At 35.6% G+C, this 19902-nt stretch carries 16 protein-coding genes and 2 pseudogenes; 13 read left to right on the top strand and 5 right to left on the bottom strand.

Going from position 1 to position 19902, the window contains the following annotated elements:
- Positions 1–41: 41 nt before the first annotated feature.
- The 4 genes from A194_RS0106150 to A194_RS0106135 are packed head-to-tail and all read right to left on the bottom strand — an operon-like array spanning position 42 to position 4032.
- Positions 42–725: a hypothetical protein gene (locus tag A194_RS0106150; protein WP_157783031.1), complete on the bottom strand. Its 684-nt coding sequence runs from the start codon at positions 723–725 to the stop codon at positions 42–44.
- 28 nt (positions 726–753) lie between these two features.
- On the bottom strand, positions 754–1656 hold the full coding sequence (locus tag A194_RS0106145) for an ABC transporter ATP-binding protein (RefSeq protein ID WP_017185980.1): 903 nt from the start codon (positions 1654–1656) through the stop codon (positions 754–756).
- A complete protein-coding gene (locus A194_RS0106140) occupies positions 1649–2803 on the bottom strand; it encodes a hypothetical protein (RefSeq protein ID WP_017185979.1) in 1155 nt (384 codons plus the stop codon). Before A194_RS0106140 ends, A194_RS0106145 begins: the two co-directional genes overlap by 8 nt.
- Before the next feature lie 23 nt (positions 2804–2826).
- Complete coding sequence (locus tag A194_RS0106135) at positions 2827–4032, bottom strand: ABC transporter permease subunit (protein ID WP_017185978.1); 1206 nt, start codon at positions 4030–4032, stop codon at positions 2827–2829.
- A 520-nt stretch (positions 4033–4552) separates the two neighbouring features.
- On the opposite strand from A194_RS0106135, the gene A194_RS0106130 reads away from it, so the two are divergent.
- The gene (locus A194_RS0106130) at positions 4553–5557 is read left to right on the top strand and encodes a DUF3231 family protein (RefSeq protein WP_017185977.1); all 1005 of its coding nucleotides are present in this window, start codon (positions 4553–4555) and stop codon (positions 5555–5557) included.
- Positions 5558–5567: 10 nt separating this feature from the next.
- Positions 5568–6056: a hypothetical protein gene (locus A194_RS0106125; RefSeq protein ID WP_017185976.1), complete on the top strand. Its 489-nt coding sequence runs from the start codon at positions 5568–5570 to the stop codon at positions 6054–6056.
- A 3-nt stretch (positions 6057–6059) separates the two neighbouring features.
- Here A194_RS0106125 and A194_RS17580 read toward each other — a convergent pair whose 3' ends face one another.
- On the bottom strand, positions 6060–6968 hold the full coding sequence (locus A194_RS17580; RefSeq protein ID WP_017185975.1) for a DUF4349 domain-containing protein: 909 nt from the start codon (positions 6966–6968) through the stop codon (positions 6060–6062).
- Between the two features lie 155 nt (positions 6969–7123).
- On the opposite strand from A194_RS17580, the gene A194_RS0106115 reads away from it, so the two are divergent.
- The 11 genes and pseudogenes from A194_RS0106115 to A194_RS17560 all read left to right on the top strand — a co-directional run.
- Positions 7124–7780 (top strand): TVP38/TMEM64 family protein, encoded by a 657-nt coding sequence (locus tag A194_RS0106115; RefSeq protein ID WP_017185974.1) that lies wholly within the window; start codon positions 7124–7126, stop codon positions 7778–7780.
- Positions 7781–7799: 19 nt separating this feature from the next.
- Positions 7800–9494, top strand: coding sequence for an ABC-ATPase domain-containing protein (locus A194_RS0106110; RefSeq protein WP_017185973.1), 1695 nt, complete (start codon positions 7800–7802; stop codon positions 9492–9494).
- 31 nt (positions 9495–9525) lie between these two features.
- A complete protein-coding gene (gene queG / locus A194_RS0106105) occupies positions 9526–10671 on the top strand; it encodes a tRNA epoxyqueuosine(34) reductase QueG (protein WP_017185972.1) in 1146 nt (381 codons plus the stop codon).
- A gap of 113 nt (positions 10672–10784) precedes the next feature.
- Positions 10785–11261 (top strand): hypothetical protein, encoded by a 477-nt coding sequence (locus A194_RS17575; RefSeq protein ID WP_017185971.1) that lies wholly within the window; start codon positions 10785–10787, stop codon positions 11259–11261.
- A complete protein-coding gene (locus A194_RS0106095; protein ID WP_017185970.1) occupies positions 11258–11749 on the top strand; it encodes a hypothetical protein in 492 nt (163 codons plus the stop codon). Before A194_RS17575 ends, A194_RS0106095 begins: the two co-directional genes overlap by 4 nt.
- A gap of 14 nt (positions 11750–11763) precedes the next feature.
- Entirely contained in the window at positions 11764–12291 is a 528-nt protein-coding gene (locus A194_RS20985) for a methylated-DNA--[protein]-cysteine S-methyltransferase (RefSeq protein WP_017185969.1), read from the top strand.
- Positions 12292–12343: 52 nt separating this feature from the next.
- Entirely contained in the window at positions 12344–12817 is a 474-nt protein-coding gene (trmL, locus tag A194_RS0106085; RefSeq protein ID WP_017185968.1) for a tRNA (uridine(34)/cytosine(34)/5-carboxymethylaminomethyluridine(34)-2'-O)-methyltransferase TrmL, read from the top strand.
- Positions 12818–13229: 412 nt separating this feature from the next.
- Positions 13230–14881: pseudogene (locus A194_RS20730) on the top strand (hypothetical protein).
- A 302-nt stretch (positions 14882–15183) separates the two neighbouring features.
- Positions 15184–17951 (top strand): annotated as a pseudogene (locus tag A194_RS17565) (2-oxoglutarate dehydrogenase E1 component).
- Between the two features lie 14 nt (positions 17952–17965).
- Positions 17966–19261, top strand: a complete 1296-nt coding sequence (gene odhB, locus A194_RS0106060) for a 2-oxoglutarate dehydrogenase complex dihydrolipoyllysine-residue succinyltransferase (protein WP_017185964.1) — start codon at positions 17966–17968, stop codon at positions 19259–19261.
- A 67-nt stretch (positions 19262–19328) separates the two neighbouring features.
- The coding region (locus A194_RS17560) for a hypothetical protein (RefSeq protein WP_040402410.1) at positions 19329–19902 on the top strand (574 nt) is incomplete at its 3' end.

The following is a 19902-nucleotide window of genomic DNA, read 5'->3' as shown; positions in this document are numbered from 1 at the left end:
TTGATTAAAATGAATGTTTAGGGTTGTGGAAGTCAATTAATTTAATGTTGTGGTTCAAAATGAATGTATGAAATTTCAGTAATACGTAATTTTTGTCCTTCTTTTAAAGTCACTTCACTCTCTGTATTCCCAAACTCACTCCCCATCACTTCATATACTTGAGCGTCCTCGTTATGACTATGGATTTGGAGATACCCAATTTTAGATGAAGAGCTAATCAGGTAGTCACCGGGTTCTATGTCGACTCCGACCTCCCAATGTCCAGCTGTTAAATTATTCGACTGTTGTTCATCAGCCGGTGTAACCATAACGGCGTTGAAACCAGCATCTGCATGGATTGTGAAGTCTTCATCTATATCGACTGTTATACTCCCAACACCGTAATCACTCCCTAAAATGTCATGAAAAATTAAATCACCATGATCATTATATACATTAATATTTCCGGCAACACTTCCGGTAATTTCATAACGTCCTGGTGATACAGATATTGTTTCACCGTCGCCCTGCACATAATCGAGGAAAACTTCATCTTGTGAGTATTCTTCATCACGTAATTCCCGGTTAGTATAAGGAGCTGCTGTTTGACCTAACATTTCATTTTTTTCTTCACCAATGATTTTTTGTTGTTGGTCCGTGTACACTTCAGATACTTCCGTTTTCGATTCAACATTACAACTAGCTAACAACAGTCCAACTATTAATATTGGAATAACTCGTTTCATTCGTTCCATGCCTCCTAAAATGGAGAAACTAATATATTGTTTCATGATAGTACTTCTCATAATATTCAATTGTACCGAGTGGACCTATAGAAATTTCAGATGTTTTATATTGTAAAGCCCGTTTAATCCAAGCCGTTTGTTCATCTTGTTCTAATTGATTAATTGGTATACATAGTAGATTATTAGCGATGAATTCATGTTCATCTGGTAATGTGTAACGATTTTTCATATCAGAGTAATATGATGAATGGATTTGTATTTTAATATAATCATCTTGGTTGTAATGTAAGTGGTGTTCATGGACTATTTTTCCGTCTTTTAAAAAGATGACGCGATCAGCATATAGATCTAAGTTTTCAAGTAAGTGTGACGCGACGAAAATCACTTTATCTTGCTGTTTCATTTCCATTAATATTTTCGAAATTAATGAGACATTCGATAAGTCAAGCCCATTCATAACTTCATCCATTAGCATAATGGGTGTATCTGCCGCTGCCATCATGGCAAAGCACAATCTTTGGCGCATTCCTAATGAGTAAGTTTTGACTTTCTTTTTAACATAGCTTTCCATATTTAAACGCTCTATGATTGATTTTACATGCTTAGTATGACCTTTCCACATATTTCCATAAAGCTTTAAATGGTCTACCCCCGTTAACTCTTCGAATAAATCTTTTTGTTCAGGGAAAGTTGCCATTTGTTTATGAATCTTTATTTCATCTTTTTCTGTTTTAAACGTATGTTGGTCGTCAATTTCGACATAGCCTTCATCAGGTTTTAAAAAGTTAGCCATTACGTTAAACATTGTCGTCTTACCAGTTCCGTTTGGTGCAGCAACACCGATAATTTCACCTGGACTTGCATGGAATGATAATTGATCTAATACATTATGATCCTTGTAGGATAACGTTATATTTTTTAATTTAATCACTACGAGCACTCCTTTCTTGTTGGGATGACCAATTGAAATTAATGTAGTTCAGTTTATGAACTATATAGATGGCACAAGTTAAAATAATTGATCCAATGGTTAACCACGTTATAGCATGGGTGTAGTTCAAGTTGGTATTCATTTCAAGTTCACCTGACATAACACTCGTAATATCAATAAATTGAATGAATAATTGTAACGGTGATTCAAAACCAACCTGCGTCATTAAAGTTGGAATGAGTAAAATTCCAAGTGCAACTAGAATAGTAGCGTAAGCGTTTTTAAGTATTAGGTTTAGTAATAGGGTTAACAATAGGGTGAAAATGGTGATTACGACAAAGGCTATCATAATTAATAGTAAATATTGCCATGTTGCAATTGCATGAAATTCCCCATTACTATAAAACAGCACTGGATACATGAAGTGTCCAAAATCTGTTTGTCTTGATGAATAAAATAAACCTAATAGAGTACCAATTGTTAAAGAAGTAAAAATAAATAAGAAATGTAATGTTACCTTACTCAATATTTTTTTCATAAACGAAATCGGAAAACCATTCATTACAGTACGGTGATGTCTTTCGTAAATGAGTGAGTCACTACTACTTAGCAAAACAATAAAATAGAAAAAGATCCCACTTAAAAAAGTAAACGCAGCTATCATATAACTATTTGTTGTAACGCCTTCAGCTTGAAGTGGTATATTGTTGTTATCAATATAGCTAATGATTGCATCATCTTTCTGTACTTCTTCTTTTGGAACAATTAAGTGATCAGGAATTTCATCATAACCAATCTCATGCACTTCTAATCTAAGTTCATTTAACTCAAGCATACTTTCGACATATGCCTCATGATCAGATCCAGCCCCTAAGTAATATTTTTGAAAATTAATGATTGAATTTTGCTCTAATAAATTTTGGTGTAGTTCTTCGTTGTTTTCTATAAAGTCTTCTTGTAAGTAATTAAAAATTGAATTCATCATGTCACCTTCTGAATATTTCTCCTGATATAATGAATACGTGTCTGCTTGGCTATAAATCATAAAATATATAGGGAAGAACAGAATTAGCAGCAAAGCCACAAGCCACATCTTTTTACTTTTAATTAATATTTTTGCCTCAAATAAAAAGTATTTCCAAAACATAGATTAATCCCTTTCTATATCAGTTAGTAAAAGCGTCGTTTATTAATGGCTTTTGATGTAAGCCATAGCATCAATTCAATTATTAATAATGTAATTGTTAATACAATAATCCCTTTTACATAGGTAATGGATTCGACATTAATTAAAAAGTTCATATCACCAGTAATTACCTTACCAAATTCAAAATATGATTGTGGAAAATAACTTAAGTCAAAGCCGAATAGCTCACGCTTACTTCTGCTAAAGTAAGTAAATTGTACAAATAATAATAAGGTGCTTGTAGCGAAAACAACCCAATAATTTTTGAATAGTAAGCTAAACCATAAGTTTAATCGAATAAAAAGCAGCATCAGTATGGGTATAAAGCTCAGTGCCATCAAGTAAAATTGAAGCATGGAAATGGTGTCATAGTCATCTAATAAAAAGTTACTTTGACCGATCATAATTGGTACATGTAATTGCAAGGAGCCAAACCCAGATTGTAATGTTATGGCGAATAAACTAATAGAAAAGATTGAAATGAACGTGACGATGCTGTATAAAAAAGCAGCGAACGATTTAGCGTTTATTGTTTTATACCAATTCATCGGTAAGCCTTGTAATAATGTTTTATTTTCTCGGTTTTTTACAAGGATGTCACTACTAAAATAAATCGCCATAAAAATAATTAAATAAGTTACCGGACTTAACAAAATATTTTTCCCAGCTTGTACAGCGGTTTTTTCTTCAATCATTGGGTACGTTACGTTTAAGTCTTCTTCTACAAAGCCTTGGTAACGAAGCAAAGTTTGATGATAAAGGTGTTGTGTATCTTTCCCTGGGATTGGTGAATCTTCAAAAAGGTGTCGGTGCCTTGAAAGGAAATCCATTTTATTTCCTTGTAGACCTTGAAGCCTTAGAAGTGAAAAACGGACAAAGTTGTTTTGGTCATAAGCATTAAGCATACGGTTATGTATTCTAATATAAAAGTCGTCTTTAGCGTATAGAGTTTCTCCAGCTAATGGACTATAACCTGTTGCACCTCGGTTTTGTCTATTACTTTGCAACGTTTCAAGGTCACTCAATTCTTCTTTTAGTTCTTGTTCATGTATAGTCTCGATGGTTTCTTGGTTTGGAAGAATGAAAAAGCTGTAGATAAGAGAAAGTGCTAATAAAAATACAATGAAGTAGTTATTCTTTTTACTCCTAAACAATAGTTTCAATTCATGTTTAATATAATAAAAAGTCATAATTGTTACTCCTTTAGAAGGTTGGTAAGATTGTAAATAGATTTTTATATTGAAATAGTGAAAATTTAATTATTATTTTACCAAATAAAGTAATTAATTAATAGTTTAATTTTTGTAAATTTCTAAAATTTTGAATCGGGTGTTCATTTAAATAATCTTAAATAGGAGGGAAACATTAGTTTTTGTGAAGGTATAACGATTACCATAGTTTTTTTATCCTGGTAGGATTTATTTTTGTTGTAGGAACGCTCGTTAATCGATTCTTAAAAAAATGTAAAATGCCGGATAGTTTTTCAATCCGGCTTCATTTTATATACTGACAAAAGCTAATCTTTGTAAATTTGCTTAGGGTATTGTCTTTTCTTTCTTATCTCAGGAATAATGGCACAATATAGCATGAAATGAAACTTTAAAAAGTGTTACTTAATGTCTATATGGAAAATTGAAACCATTTTATGAATGTTCCTCACCTTATAGGAGAGTATAACAGTATAAGACTTTGAATAACGGAGGAACATTTATGACAACAGTTAGTATTCGCTTAACAGCTCCAGAAATATCAGAGCTTTGGGGCGCGTATATGAATGACTCTCTTACAGCTTGTATGTTGAAAACTTTTTTATATAAGGTTGAGGATCCTGAAATTAAACCAATAATTGAACAAAGCTTAACGAACTCGCTTAACAATATAAAAGGAATTGAAGAAATTTTTAATCGGGAAAGTTACCCAATTCCTGTCGCTTTTAATGAAAATAAAGATGTAAATATTAATTCACCTCGAATTTTTTCAGATAGCTATATGTTGGAGTACTTGATACAAATGGGACAAATTGGGATGAAAGCATATAGTTTAGCAGTAGCATTTTCGACAAGGTCGGATGTCTATCATTTTTTTGCTAAATGTTTACATGAAACGCAACAAATGCATGAGCAAGCAGTTCAAATATCTTTAAAACAAGGGGCATACATACGTCCACCAAACTTACCAATTCCGAAAAAAACTGACTTTGTTAAAAAACAAAGCTTTTTACAAGGTTGGTTTGGTAATAGGCGCCCTGTAACAGGCCCAGAGGTCTCTCATTTATTTTCAAACATTCAACGTAACGCATTAGGTGCTGCTACGATGACAGGGTTTGCCCAAACAACACAATCAAAAGAGTTAAGACGGTACTTCCAGCGTGGAAAAGAAATAGCAAATAAGCATATTGAAATCTTTAGTTCGATCTTACGAGAAAATGACTTGCCAGTGCCAATGACTTGGGATACAGAAGTAACTGACAGTACTTCTTTCGTATTCTCAGATAAATTGATGTTGTACCAAACAACTGCTTTAAATGCATTAGGTTTATCTTATTATGGATTAAGCATTGCAAATAGCCCAAGACATGATTTAGGTGTTCATTATACGAGGCTAATGTCAGAAATAGTACAGTTCACAAATGATGGCACAAACTTGATGATTGATCACGGGTGGTTAGAGCAGCCACCACAAGCCGCAGAACGGGACAAACTAAAAAACGAGTAGAGGTTTTTTTATGAAAAAGGATAAACGTGTGGAAGTTATTGTATGGAGTATTGCTCTTCCAGGGTTTGCTCAGTTGCTCAATAAAAGCTATATAAAAGGGCTTTTCTTTATTTTGTTAGAGATTATTATTAATGTTCAAGCTCGGTTTAATTATGTCATTATTGCTAGCTTTCAGGGAAACACTGATATAGCAATTGAATCGACTAATTATCAATGGATAATGTTTTACCCATGTCTTTATATGTTTGCCATGTGGGATGCTTATACTGATGCTGGTGGTGGTCAAAAACCTCTATCTTATATCCCGTTTGTTTCTGCGGCCTTTTTAGGAACAATAGGTGTTATAGCTTCACCAACGTTTCAAATTATGGGGGTACTTTTAGGGCCGATTTGGACAGGGATATTGGCGCATATCGTTGGCTTTATTATCGGTGTTTTTATTATGAAGTTGCTACGACGGATTGTTAGCTTTGATGAAGAAGCGCCGAGTGAAAGCTAACCTTCACTCGGTGTTGTTTTGCTTCTTACGCTTTAGAATAATAAATAGCACGATCAGAGTTAAAGGAATTAATATTGGTGAAAGCCCAATTGTTAAAACAAATATTTGGGAAAATACATTAATTAAAGCGTTAAGTGTATTCATTAGTAATTGTTGTGCTCGTTCAATTGTGTTTAAAGAATTTTGGTCTTGAATTTCTGGTATGTCAATTCGTTGTTCTTGAATATTAATGTGGACAGTTGAATAGCTACTATGGTTTTCTAAGTAATCCATTCGCCCTTTCAGTTGTTCAATTTCTTCTTGTACTCGTGATAAATCGTTAGAAACTGCAAGCAAATCCTCTGTGCTTTCCGCTTCATCTAAAAAGTTAAGTAACCTTTCCTCAACAGCTTGTTTAGAACGTAATCGAGACTCTAAATCAACGTATTCTTCTGTAACGTCTTGCCCTTGGATTGATTTTTCACTAACAACCATATGTTCACCTTCAACATTGTTCATGAAGTCATGAAAGTGTTCTTCTGGTATGCGTGCAACAATAGAACCTGTCTTTAAGTCATCTTCATGTTCATATTGTGAAGCTTCAACAATATAACCGTTTCTTACTTCGATTTGTTCTGTTAATTTTCGTTCGGCTTCATCGAAGTTTGGTACTTCAATTGAGAGCCTACCTGTATAAATAACCATTCGACTTTGATTTGTATCAACTGGTTCGTTATTGTTAGCAGCTGACGACTGTTCTTCTGCTTCCTCACTTTGATCAACCATTTCCCTTTCTTCAACTACACCAACATCACCATCTTCAGCAGTCTGAAACTTTTCTTCGTTCAAACCATCATCATTTGAGCAAGCATACAAAATTGTACAGAAAATAAACAATAAGAAGACAAAATAAACCTGTTTACCTTTTAACATTTCTTCAATGCCCCCATTATTCTACATAGTATTATAGTAGACGGTTTTAAATTAACAATGTTACAAACTAATTAAAAATAAGTTTGCAAAAAGGGATTGGCACAGGTTTATAACGGGAATTGTGATTAACAAAAACATGGTGAGGGTGAAACGTCTTGGAACGTATAACGATCGGAAAGTGGGCTATATTGGTTGTGATTGTTATCAGTTTATTTTTAATTAACCAAAGAGTGTTCAATATATCACCTGAAGACATTCGTAATTTGATCTATGCAGCTGGATGGTTAGCGCCTGTTGTATATATCTTTTTGTATGCATTGCGACCGTTAGTACTCTTTCCAGCTTCAATCTTTTCGATTGTTGCGGGATTAGCTTTCGGTGTTTATTTGGGCGTTATTTTTGCTTTAATTGGTGCGACTTTAAGTGCTATATTGGCCTTTGTAGTTGCCAATCGTTTCGGTGAGAAAGCAGTTCGTTTTCATAAGAAAGGAAAAACAGAATACTACAGACAGAAGTTTGAAGAAAAAGGGTTCTTGTATATATTGATGTTACGATTAATTCCAGTTATTAATTTTGACTTAATTAGTTATACTGCAGGTTTAGCTAAAGTAAAGTTAGCGGATTTTGTAAAAGCTACTGTTATTGGTATTATTCCAGGTACAGTCGTTTACAATTTAGTCGGTGCCAGCTTAGTTGATGGTAATGTTATGACGATTATAGGAACAGTTACGTTATTCGTTATTGTGATTGTTATTCCTCTTATTTGGAACAACAAGTTTATGCGTGTAATAGAAGACCTTAAACCAGATTAAATGATGGAGGATTGCAGGAATGAAACACTTACAACAACAGTTACAAAAAATTGACCGCAAAAGTTATAAATCATATAAAGACATACAAGGTCAATATCAATTTAAGACGTATTCACTACACATAGATTATGTTCAAGGCGATCCTTTTGCATCGCCGTCCAAAATACGGTTGTTTATACCAAAACACATTCAATCTGTTCCGGCGGAGTGGCTTCAATCGAAAAACAGGAAAGTATATGCTGAAGACTTTATTGCCAGGCAAGTTAGTCACACGATTAATAATTTGTCGATGGCGATTAAAGGAAGCGGCAAAAGTGGCATGATCGCCATCGATTCTCCAGACCAACAAATTATAGAACGGACCGCTGTTGAACTTAGTGAAGCAGGATTAACGATTTGTTTGTCAGTTGGTTTACCCGCAAATGGTAGAAGAATTAGTGGGCAGAAAGCAGAGAGATTATTTCTAAAAGCAATACCACATATCATTCAAAATTCCGCTTTATCGATCAATAAACAAAGAATGAATGAAACGCTTGAACTCGCTGATCAACATGATGCCATAAGAGATAAAATGAAGGAAGAAGGTTGGATCGCATTCATTGCTAATGGATCAATTTTACCGCGTGTAAGTGGCATTAGCTCAAAACCGCTTAAACAAGCAGTTCCATTCCAAAGCCCTAAAGAGAATGAAGTTTCATTTGAAATCCCACATCGAGACGAGCCGATCAAGGGCATGGCGATTAAAAAAGGAATTACGTTAATTGTCGGTGGTGGATATCATGGTAAAAGTACTTTATTAGAAGCTTTAGAGTTAGGCGTTTACGAACATATTTACGGCGATGGAAGAGAGTATGTCTTAACGGACCGTGACGCAGTGAAAATTCGAGCAGAAGATGGACGGAGTATTGCTAATGTGACGATCTCACCTTTTATTAACAATTTACCTAATGCAACAGATACAGAGTCTTTTACAACAGAAAATGCTAGTGGTAGTACATCACAGGCCGCTAACGTAATGGAAGCTGTGGAAGCGAATAGTTCAACGTTATTAATTGATGAAGACACGAGTGCAACTAACTTTATGATTAGAGATGAACGAATGCAACAACTAGTAGCTAAAGACCGAGAACCAATTACACCGTTCGTACAAAAAGTGAAGCAATTAAGAGATGAACTTGATATATCCACTGTCTTAGTAATGGGTGGATCAGGTGATTATTTCGGAATAGCAGATGAAGTCATTATGATGGATCAGTACGTACCAGTTAATGTGACATCACAAGCTCGTTCTATTGCACAAAATGATTCGCGAATTCAACTTAATGACCCCGAAGCGTTTGGTCACTGGACAAACCGTAAAATAAATACGAATTCAATTTATAAAAAGCTAGGTCATAAAGCAAAAGTACAAGCTAAAGGACAAAAGACAATTATACTAGGTAAACAAGCAATTGATTTAGCCTTAGTCGAACAAATTGTTGATGATTCCCAAACAAGAATGATTGCAAATATGTTAAAATATATGGCGTTCAGTCGTGAGGAACCTAAGACTATATCGCAATGGCTTAGTTTATTTGAACAAATTATGGATGAACAAGGTTTAAGCTTTACACAAGGACAAAAAGACCAACATCCTGGAGACCTTGCGCGACCAAGAAAGTTTGAAATTGCAGCAGCAATCAATCGAATCCGTCAGTTGAAAATAGATTCGTAACGGAAAGTTTTATTAGAAAGGAGGGGTTGTGATGGATTTCAATCAATTAAAACGTGAGTTGTTCGACTACTGTGAGGAGATCAATGTTCAAAAAGTAGGGATCGCTTCAACTGACACGTTTGATACGTTAAAACAACGGTTAGTAACACAGCAAGCCTTTAACTACCAATCTGGTTTTGAGAAAGGGACTGTTGAAGAGCGCACAACCCCTACTAAATTGTTACCGAAAGCCCAATCGATCATTTCAATTGCTCTTGCTTATCCTTCAAAAATGAAAGATGCACCTAAGAGTAAAAAAGGGGATCGACGTGGTATTTTTGCCCGTGCATCTTGGGGAAAAGACTATCATGACGTGTTACGTGAAAAGTTAAATTTAATAGGTGAATTTCTTGAAGAGAAAGTTGAAGGAGCCCAGTTTAAAACTATGGTTGATACCGGTGAGCTGCATGATCGCGCTGTAGCTGAAAGAGCAGGGATCGGCTTTGTCGGTAAAAATTGCAACTTAATAACAGATGAATATGGTTCATGGGTTTATTTAGGAGAGGTTATTACGAATATTCCTTTCGAACCTGACGAACCAATTGAAGAAGGTTGTGGCGATTGCAACATTTGTGTTGATAAATGTCCAACTGGTGCATTAGTTCAAGGAGGACAATTAAACGCAAGCCGTTGTATTGCCTACCAGACGTTAACGAAAGGGTTCTTACCTGATGAGTTTCGCACGAAAATCGGTAATCGTATTTACGGTTGTGATACGTGCCAAGTTGTTTGCCCTAAAAATAAAGGTGTAGACTTTCATCTACACCCTGAAATGGAACCAGATCCTGAATTGGCTAAACCTAAACTCGAACCTCTATTAACGATTTCTAATCGAGAGTTTAAAGAGCAATTCGGTTACATGTCGGGATCTTGGCGTGGTAAAAAGCCGATTCAACGTAATGCAATTATAGCTTTAGCTCATTATAAAGAGGTCGAATCGGTTGATACGCTTATTCATCTCATGAAAAAAGACCCTCGTCCAGTTATACGTGGTACAGCAGCGTGGGCAATTGGTAAAATTGGTAGAGGAGATGCGAGGCAAGTGCTTGAAACAGCTAAACTTCATGAACAAGATGAAGACGTTTTAATAGAGATTGAAAAAGGGTTAGACTTTTTAAATGTTCATACAACGACTTAAAGCTTGGCGACTACAGCCAAGCTTTTTTAGTTGCTTTCATTTAAATGTATTAATCGGACTAAAACAAAGAATAATAAACATGTATAAAAACAATCCAATTGTAGGAGGAGCTTATGTCAATCGTCGTTTATTTTGCACTCACATGGTTGTTAATAGGATGCTTTATTGCATTGAATAATAAAATGAACTTAATGGAAAGTACGGTTGTCTTTTTAGTGACACTTGTCGTTTCCATAAATGCTTCTTGGATTTTAATTGAAGAAATGGAACTAATCCAAGTAACAGAACAGCCTGAAGAGTATATTGGCTATTTACTTAATCGCAGTGTAATAACTCCTTTGATTGTCATGATTGGTATAATTTTAATGATTAAAAGCGAAAACTTTATATCTAAAGCTATCTCTTATATAGGAGCTTTCGTTTTGTTAACTGGTGTTAACTATTCTTTGACATACTTCGGAGTCTTTGAATTTGTTAATTGGAACATCATTTACGATTTAATCTACTTTGCAGCTCTAATGTTAATTGCTGTACTGACTTATAAGTCTTATCACAACCTTTATGACAAAGAAGCGGTGAAACATACATGATCTTATGGGAACAGTTTGACAGGAATGAAATATTCGTAATCGCAATGTTAATCGTTGTTTATGCAATTTTCTTTTTAGTGCCAAAATTATTCCCTAAACATATTACGGTACTATTTTTAATCATTGGTTTCTCAATACCGGTCATATTTGATTTCACAATTGGTGGCGGTATGTTAAACTTTTACCAAATAAACGATTCAAATGCTTATGAGCTTACAGACATGTTAACATACATTAACTTTGCACCATTTGCATATTTTTACATTTACTTTTATGAAAGACTAGCCATTAAAAAAACAACATTCATACCGTATACGATTATTTGGGTAATAATTGGTTTCATATTAGAAGCAGTATCTAAGTTCATGAATGTTATTCAATATCAAAATGACTATACGTTTTATTATTCTGTTATTATATTTTTAGTCGTATTAACGTTTACGGTATTGTTTTATGAATTAGTGAAAAAGAAAGATCCGACAATTTAAAAGGGGAGTTTTGTATGGGGAAATTAAGTGTAACAACCTATAAATCGCCAATCGGGCCTCTCATCATTGGTAGCCAAGCCGATTATTTATATTTTATCGAACATATTCAATCTAACAATGCTTTGAATTGGAAAAGTAGAAGGAAGTTATCTCATTTTGAGTACGAGATAAGTCAAAGCTGCCCATTTAACCTAACTATAATAGATGAACTGGAGCGGTATTTTAATCAACAACCGTTACAAACAGATTTGCCTATGGAGCTAATTGGTACTGATTTTCAAAAATCGGTGTGGAATGCGCTTATGCAAGTTCCTTACGGTCAAACCGTTACATACCAACAGATTGCTAGAGAAATTGATAACCCAAAAGCAGTGAGAGCAGTTGGCGGGGCGATTAATAAAAACCCCATATCAATTCTTGTCCCTTGCCATCGCGTAATTGGTAGCAATGGAAGTCTTGTAGGGTATGAAGGTGGTCTTGAACGGAAGAAAGCCTTACTAACTCTTGAAACAAATGATGAAAAATGGTTAAAAATAAATTAATATTTTATGGTATAATACATTCCGTCAGTTAACAAATAAAGAGGTGGAAACATTGGGGTTACACATTGTATTATACCGACCAGAAATTCCAGCTAATACAGGTAACATTGCACGTACCGCTTTAGCAACAAATGCGACGCTGCATTTAATTGGACCTTTAGGTTTTTCAACAGATGATAAAATGTTAAGACGTGCTGGTCTAGACTATTGGCACGATGTTAACATTAAATATTACGATTCGTTAGATGAAATGTATGAAGTTTATCCTAAAGGGTCATTTTATTATATTGAGAATTTCGGGACAAAACATTACACAGATTATGATTATAGTGATCAAGAGGAAGATATCTTTTTCGTTTTCGGAAGAGAAACTGATGGGATTCCAGAAGAGTTGCTTAAAGGTAAAGAAGAACAATGTTTAAGAGTGCATATGACAGAACATGTCCGTTCTTTAAATTTATCGAACACAGCAGCAATCATTATTTATGAAGCATTGAGACAACAAGGTTTTCCAAATGTAAAATAAAAAAAGCAGAGGGCTTGTCCCTCTGCTTTTTTGTTGTAAATATTCAACGATAAGTACAACTACGCCTTTGTCTTCACCTTAAAGGTCCCGTTACTCGGCGAGTGTCTTTGAGTGTTTTATTTACGCGGCTCTCCAGGCTGACCTTCGTAACCTGCAGTGAAAATCGAAACTAAAAATACTAAACAAACACCCATTAAAATTGCTGTTACCATGGGGAACCCTCCTTATTATCAAGACTATGCGTAACATTATTATAACCAAAAGTTCTGGAATTGTGAATATAAGTGTTAACAAGTTCAAATAATCTTCTAAATTAAACTACCTCTTTAGTATAACAACATCATTCCTCTGAATAAAATGATATGAAGGTCTAGATCAAATCTTTGCCTTTATCCGGTTTTGGGGGGATCTTATGAAGTGGGAAGGAACTTTGGAAGAGTATGTACAGTCAATAATGGATGGAAATATTAAATACATGGCGAGTCACGAACGGTTATATCATGCTTTTAGATGGGCGAGGAAAAAAGATTTATTTACAAAAATATATGGAATGGACAATATATTAGATGAAATCGAAAAAAATTATTTAATACCTGCGTCTAAAGGTTATGATGCGCGTAAACGGTTACTTGTATTAGTAGGACCACCCGGCAGTGGGAAAACGTCAATCGTACGTTTATTAAAAGAGGCGTTGATGGCTTTTTCAAAAACAGACGAAGGTGCGGTCTATAAAATTAAAAATTGTCCATTAAACGAAAACCCTCTGTTAGCTTTACCTGCTGACATTAAAAATGAAATGAAAGAAAAAGCAAAACTAAAATTAAATGGTTTTTTATCCCCTTTAAACAAACAGCGCTTAATTGAAGACTATAATAGTGATTGGCGTAAAGTTGAAGTTGAACGCTATTATATTAATGAAACTGAGAGGATTGGTATTGGATCATTTGTTCCAAGTGACCCTTATACACAAGAAGTTACAGACTTAATCGGCGATGTTGATTATTCGACAATTACGACATATGGTTCTGTATCTGACCCAAGAGCTTATCGTTATGATGGAGAATTTCAAGTTGCTAACCAAGGTTGTTAGAGTTACATGAAGTGTTTAAGACACGCAGGGAGCTTATGTACCCTTTTTTGACGTTAGCAGAAGACGGTGTTTATAAAATGACACGTCAGTCAATGGTTTTTACTGATCAAGTTTTAGTTGGACACTCAAATGAGGAAGATTTAAAAACGTTTGTAAAACAAAGTGAAAACGATGCACTACTAAGCCGGATGATTTTAATTCGTGTACCATATAACTTGCAATTAGGTGAAGAAGTTAAGCTTTATCAATCGGTTTTAAATGAAGAGGATCGAAGACGGTTAGGGTATCTAGCAATAGAAACTCTCGCAAAAGTGGTTATAATGTCGAGGTTAGAACACCGTAATAAGGGCGAGACTTTAGTTGATCGCATTAACGATCTCGATCAAGCAAACGCTTTTACGCTTAATAAAAGAGATGGTATGTTTGGGATAGAAGTGAGAATAGCTTTTCAAGTGTTAGAACGCAGTATGAGTAGAGCTGGTGTTATTAGTGCTGTTGACTTATTAGAGGAGTTAAGCCATTTACTTGACCTTGACTATCGCTTGGACAATGTAACTTTACATTGGTACAAAGATTTAATTAAAAGAGCAGAAAAAGATTATCATATACAATTACAATCACTTTTAGAAGATTTTATATGCATGCAGGAGACAAAACGTTTAGACCGATTTGTTTATGAATGCCTTTATGATCGTGGAAAGGTAAAAAGTTGGCTTAATATAAATGAAGACATGTTTAGTTCGTTAAAAGTACTGATAGATGAACAGACTGATGACCAATTGAGTATAAATTTATTACCGAAAGAATATCAAAAGGTTTTTAAGCAAAAGCTATTGGAAGAATATGTGGAAGAGCTATATATTAAAGGTGACTTGCTTGAATGGCTACAACAACAATTTAAAGAACACTTAGAAAGTGAGAATGTAAAGCATACAAATAAACTAATTGAAGACCTATATCATGCACTAACTTGATAAAGTTTATATATAGGTAGAATTCGACATTACGATGACGAATCTGCAATTTTTCGCGCATGAACCTTTTCTATAAGCTTGTTTTCATATATACTAATTGAAGGTATATTATGTTTTTCCAAATGTTCTCTATTTACTGTTTGTGGACTTTGTTTTCTGGGTAAACAATATAGTAGAGAATTAAAGGAGAACTGTTATAAACTAATAAGTATAATACAATTTGTACAAATCGATGGGGGTAGTAAAAAGTGGCAATCAAAGGGTCTAACGACAATGTATGGCATGCTTTTCATGGCCCAAACATGGGTTATATTGAAGAGCAGTATGAATTATTTTTAGATGACCCTGATGCAGTTGATGAATCGCTGCGTCAAATGTTTGAAGAACATGGAGCTCCTGATTGGATGCAGTCAGGTGGTGTTGAACCTTCGACTGGTGGGCAAGTGAGTGCTCAAGACATGAAGAAGTTAACATCTGCAATGAAGCTTGTTGACGCTGTCCGTCGTCATGGACATTTAGAAGCGGACATTTTCCCAGTAGGAAAGCAAGATGATCGTTCGACACCGTTAGTTGATCCAAAAACATATGATTTAACTGAATCGGATCTAAAGCAAATGGATGCTAGTGTTTTAGTATCTGATGCTCCAAGTCATGTAAAAAACGCTTGGGATCTGATCCATCATTTAAAAACACGTTATTCTGGAAAAGCTTCTTACGAATTTAATCATATTCCTGATGATGATGAGCGCGAGTGGCTCTACAACAAAGTAGAGACTGGTGCTATTGACGTGTCTCTAAGTGATGAAGAAAAGATAGAAGTACTTAAACGATTAGCCGAAGTAGAAGGCTTTGAACAATTTTTAGGTAAGACGTTCGTTGGACAAAAACGTTTCTCTATTGAAGGTCTAGACATGATGGTGCCAATGCTTGAACATATGGTGAAAAACGGTAATGAAGATTCCGTTGAGCACGTCATGATGGGCATGGCTCACAGAGGACGTCTGAACGTTCTAGCACATATCCTCGGAAAGCCATATGAGTTAATCTTCTCTGAATTCGCTCATTCACCTGATAAAGAGTTGGTCCCTTCTGAAGGTTCATCTGGTATTAACTACGGTTGGACTGGAGATGTAAAATATCACTTCGGTGGAAACCGCGAAATTGGTGATGAAGAGACGACGAAGATTACACTAGCACATAACCCATCTCACTTAGAGTTTGTTAACCCTGTAGTTGAAGGTTATACACGTGCTGTTCAAGACAATCGCGAAGTTTCTGGTTATGCTGAGCCAGATTTTAATAAGGCTTTTTCCATTCAAATTCACGGTGATGCTGCATTTATCGGTGAAGGTGTTGTAGCAGAAACGTTAAACATGTCTCAATTAGATGGTTATGAGACAGGCGGTTCGATCCATATTATTGCGAACAATTTAATCGGTTTTACAACAAATCATAAAGATGGTCGCTCAACGAAGTATGCAAGTGATTTAGCTAAAGGTTTTGAAATGCCGATTATCCACGTTAATGCTGATGATCCAGTAGCATGTTTATCAGCGGTAGAACTAGCTTATCAATACCGTAAGAAGTTCCAAAAAGATGTTATTATTGATTTAGTTGGTTATAGACGTTATGGCCATAACGAAATGGATGAGCCACGTGAACTCAACCGTTACTATATCAGTCAATTGATAATCATAAAACAACTTACGAGCTTTTTGCTGGTTACTTAGTTGAATCAAATGTAATCTTAGAAGACGATGCGAAAAACTTTAAAGACGATGTGATGTCGAAGTTACGTGAGACATACAACAACATGAAGGAAAATGAGGATGTTGAACACACTATTCCTGAATTACCTGAAGAAGTTGTAAATGGCTTAGATCAAATTGAAACAGCGGTTGATACCGATGTCTTGAAAAAATTAAATGAAGATATGTTAAATCGCCCGGACGATTTTAACGGCTTTAAAAAACTAGAGAAAATCTTACAGCGCCGTGAAAAGGCATTTAACGAAGGTGAGAAAATTGACTGGGCTTTAGGTGAAGCGTTAGCTTATGCTTCAATCTTAAAAGACGGCACACCGATCCGTATGACTGGTCAAGATTCTGAACGTGGAACATTTGCTCACCGTCATGCTGTTTTACATGATACTGAAAAGCAGCGTAAGTATAGCCCGTTTCATGGACTAGAAGGTGTTGATACATCATTTAGCATTTATAACAGTCCATTATCCGAAAATGGTGTTTTAGGCTTTGAATATGGGTATAGCGTTGAGTGCGATGATACACTTGTTCTTTGGGAAGCGCAGTTTGGTGACTTCGCAAACGCAGCACAAGTCATCTTTGACCAATTCATTGCATCAGGTCGTGCTAAATGGGGGCAGATTGCAAGCCTTGTTATGTTGCTTCCTCATGGTTATGAAGGTCAAGGCCCAGAGCACTCAAGTGCAAGGCTAGAGCGTTTCTTACAATTATCTGCTGAAAATAACTGGACAGTTGCAAATGTAACTTCTGCAGCTCAATTCTTCCATTTATTAAGACGTCAAGCAGCTATTGTAGGGACAGAAGCAGCTCGACCTTTAGTTGTTATGACGCCGAAGAGCTTGTTACGTAATCAACGTGTAGCTGTTGACCATACAGAGCTATCTGAAGGTAAGTTCAAGCATATTCTTGAACAAAAAGGTACTGGGGAAGATGCTGATGCGGTTAAACGTTTAGTAATCGGTAGCGGTAAAGTGATGGTAGATTTAGAAGAAGCGATGGAAAAGCGTGATAACACTGATGAAATTCACTTTGCACGCTTAGAACAGATCTATCCATTCCCTGAAAAAGAATTAAAAGAATTACTAAAGAATTATAAAAACATTGAAGAAATCGTTTGGATTCAAGAAGAGCCGAAAAATATGGGTAGCTGGGACTTCGTTAAAGAACGAATTCAAGATATTAAGAAAGTTAAACAGAAGCTTCATTATGTTGGTCGTCCTTATCGCTCATCACCAGCTGTTGGTGATCCGAATGTATCAAAAGCAGAGCAAAGTCGTATTATCAATGAAGCATTGAAGCTAGATTAAAGGAGGAGAATGACGTGAAGGAAATTATTGTACCAGAGTTAGCCGAATCCATTACTGAAGGAACGGTTGCTGAATGGTTAGTATCAGAAGGAGATCAAGTAGGGAAAGGTGACCCAATCGTAGAATTAGAGACGGACAAAGTTAACGTTGAAGTTAACTCTGACTACGCTGGTGTCATTACGGAATTATTAGTTGGTGAAGGTGAAGACGTAGAAGTTGGAGATGCAATCGCTAAAGTTGATGAGAGTGGCGAGGGAGTAGCAAGCTCTGACAGCGGATCTGACAAAGAAGAAAAGTCAGAAGAGCCAGCTAAAGATGAGAAAAAAGAAGACAAGAAAGAAGAAAAAGAATCTGATGAAAAACAACCAACAACGAAAGAAGAGACAGCTGACCACGACCCTGATCAACCAGTAGCTTCTCCTGCTACACGTAAACGTGCTCGTGAATTAGGTATTGATTTAAGTGAAATCAAGCCAAAGGATCCAGTTGGTCGCATCTCAAAAGAAGATGTTGAAGCGGCAGCTAAATCTAAAGCAGACGAAGGTAAGAAGAAAGATTCTAAGAAAGAATCTAAAAAAGACCAATCTGCTGAGAAAACAGAATTTGATAAGCCAGTAGAACGTGAAAAAATGTCTCGCCGTCGTCAAACAATCGCTAAGCGTCTTGTAGAAGCACAAGAACAATCAGCAATGTTAACGACATTTAACGAAGTAGACATGACGAACATTATGAATGTACGTAGCGACCGTAAAGATGATTTCGAGAAGAAGCATGGTATTAAGCTTGGTTTCATGTCATTCTTTACAAAAGCTGTAATCGGAGCTCTTAAAGAATTCCCACTTCTAAACGCTGAAATCCAAGGTGATGAAATCGTTAAGAAGCAATTCTATGATATTGGCATGGCTGTATCAACTGAAGAAGGTCTAGTTGTACCAGTAGTGCGTGACGCTGATCGTCTAAGCTTCGCTGGAATCGAAAGCGAAATCATGAACGTCGCGAAAAAAGCACGTGATGGTCAATTATCTATGAAAGACTTACAAGGTGGTTCATTTACAATTACGAATGGCGGAATCTTCGGTTCATTACTATCAACGCCAATCTTGAACACGCCACAAGTTGGTATTTTAGGAATGCACAAAATTGAAAAACGTCCTAAAGTAATGCCAGATGATAGCATTGAAGTTCGTCCAATGATGTATCTTGCACTTTCATACGACCACCGTATTGTTGACGGTCGTGAAGCAGTACAGTTCTTAAACCGTGTTAAAGAAATGGTTGAAGATCCGTATGACTTACTATTAGAGGGTTAATAAACCTCATGAGACAAAGCCTCTTGCATATAATGGTGCAAGAGGTTTTTTCTTTTGGGGTGATCTTTTGAAATATGACAGCCGAGCTTATTTACACGGTCATAAAGATATAGTTTGTGTTAAGCGTAATACAGAGCAGTACAAAACTAGAGGTAGTTCGTTTGATGTTGCCAAACCTTTAAGCGTACAAGACATCATACAGTCTTTTAAGTACGAGGAAATGGATATAGAAGAGATTTCTTTTAAGTCAAAGCATATTCATATGAGAAACACATTGCTAAACGAGTTCAAGAAAGGTAAACCATTCGAGGAAAGTCTCGAGTATAAACGAATTCAACATTGTAATAAACCAAAACAACAAGGATCGTTTTTATTAATTGATCTCTCTAAATCGATGAGGAAACCGAAGTATCTATCTATCATTAACCAAACTATCATAAAGGAAAAAAAACATATACTCTTCCACCGCGAACAAATTATTGACTTTAAAACTGAACAATTATTACTTGATGACTTTCAGGGGGGAACATCTATAGTAAAACCTTTATCAGCGCTCTTACAAGTTGAGCAGTTAATGAATGGTATGTTTAACATAGTACACCTTACAGATGGAGATGTGCCTATAAAAGAGTGGGAAGAAG

The sequence above is a fragment of the Alkalibacillus haloalkaliphilus C5 genome (assembly GCF_000269905.1).
Taxonomy (GTDB): Bacteria; Bacillota; Bacilli; order Bacillales; family Alkalibacillaceae; genus Alkalibacillus; species Alkalibacillus haloalkaliphilus_A.
The sequence above is the reverse complement of the archived record's forward strand: the minus strand, read 5'-3'. Positions and strand labels throughout refer to the sequence as shown.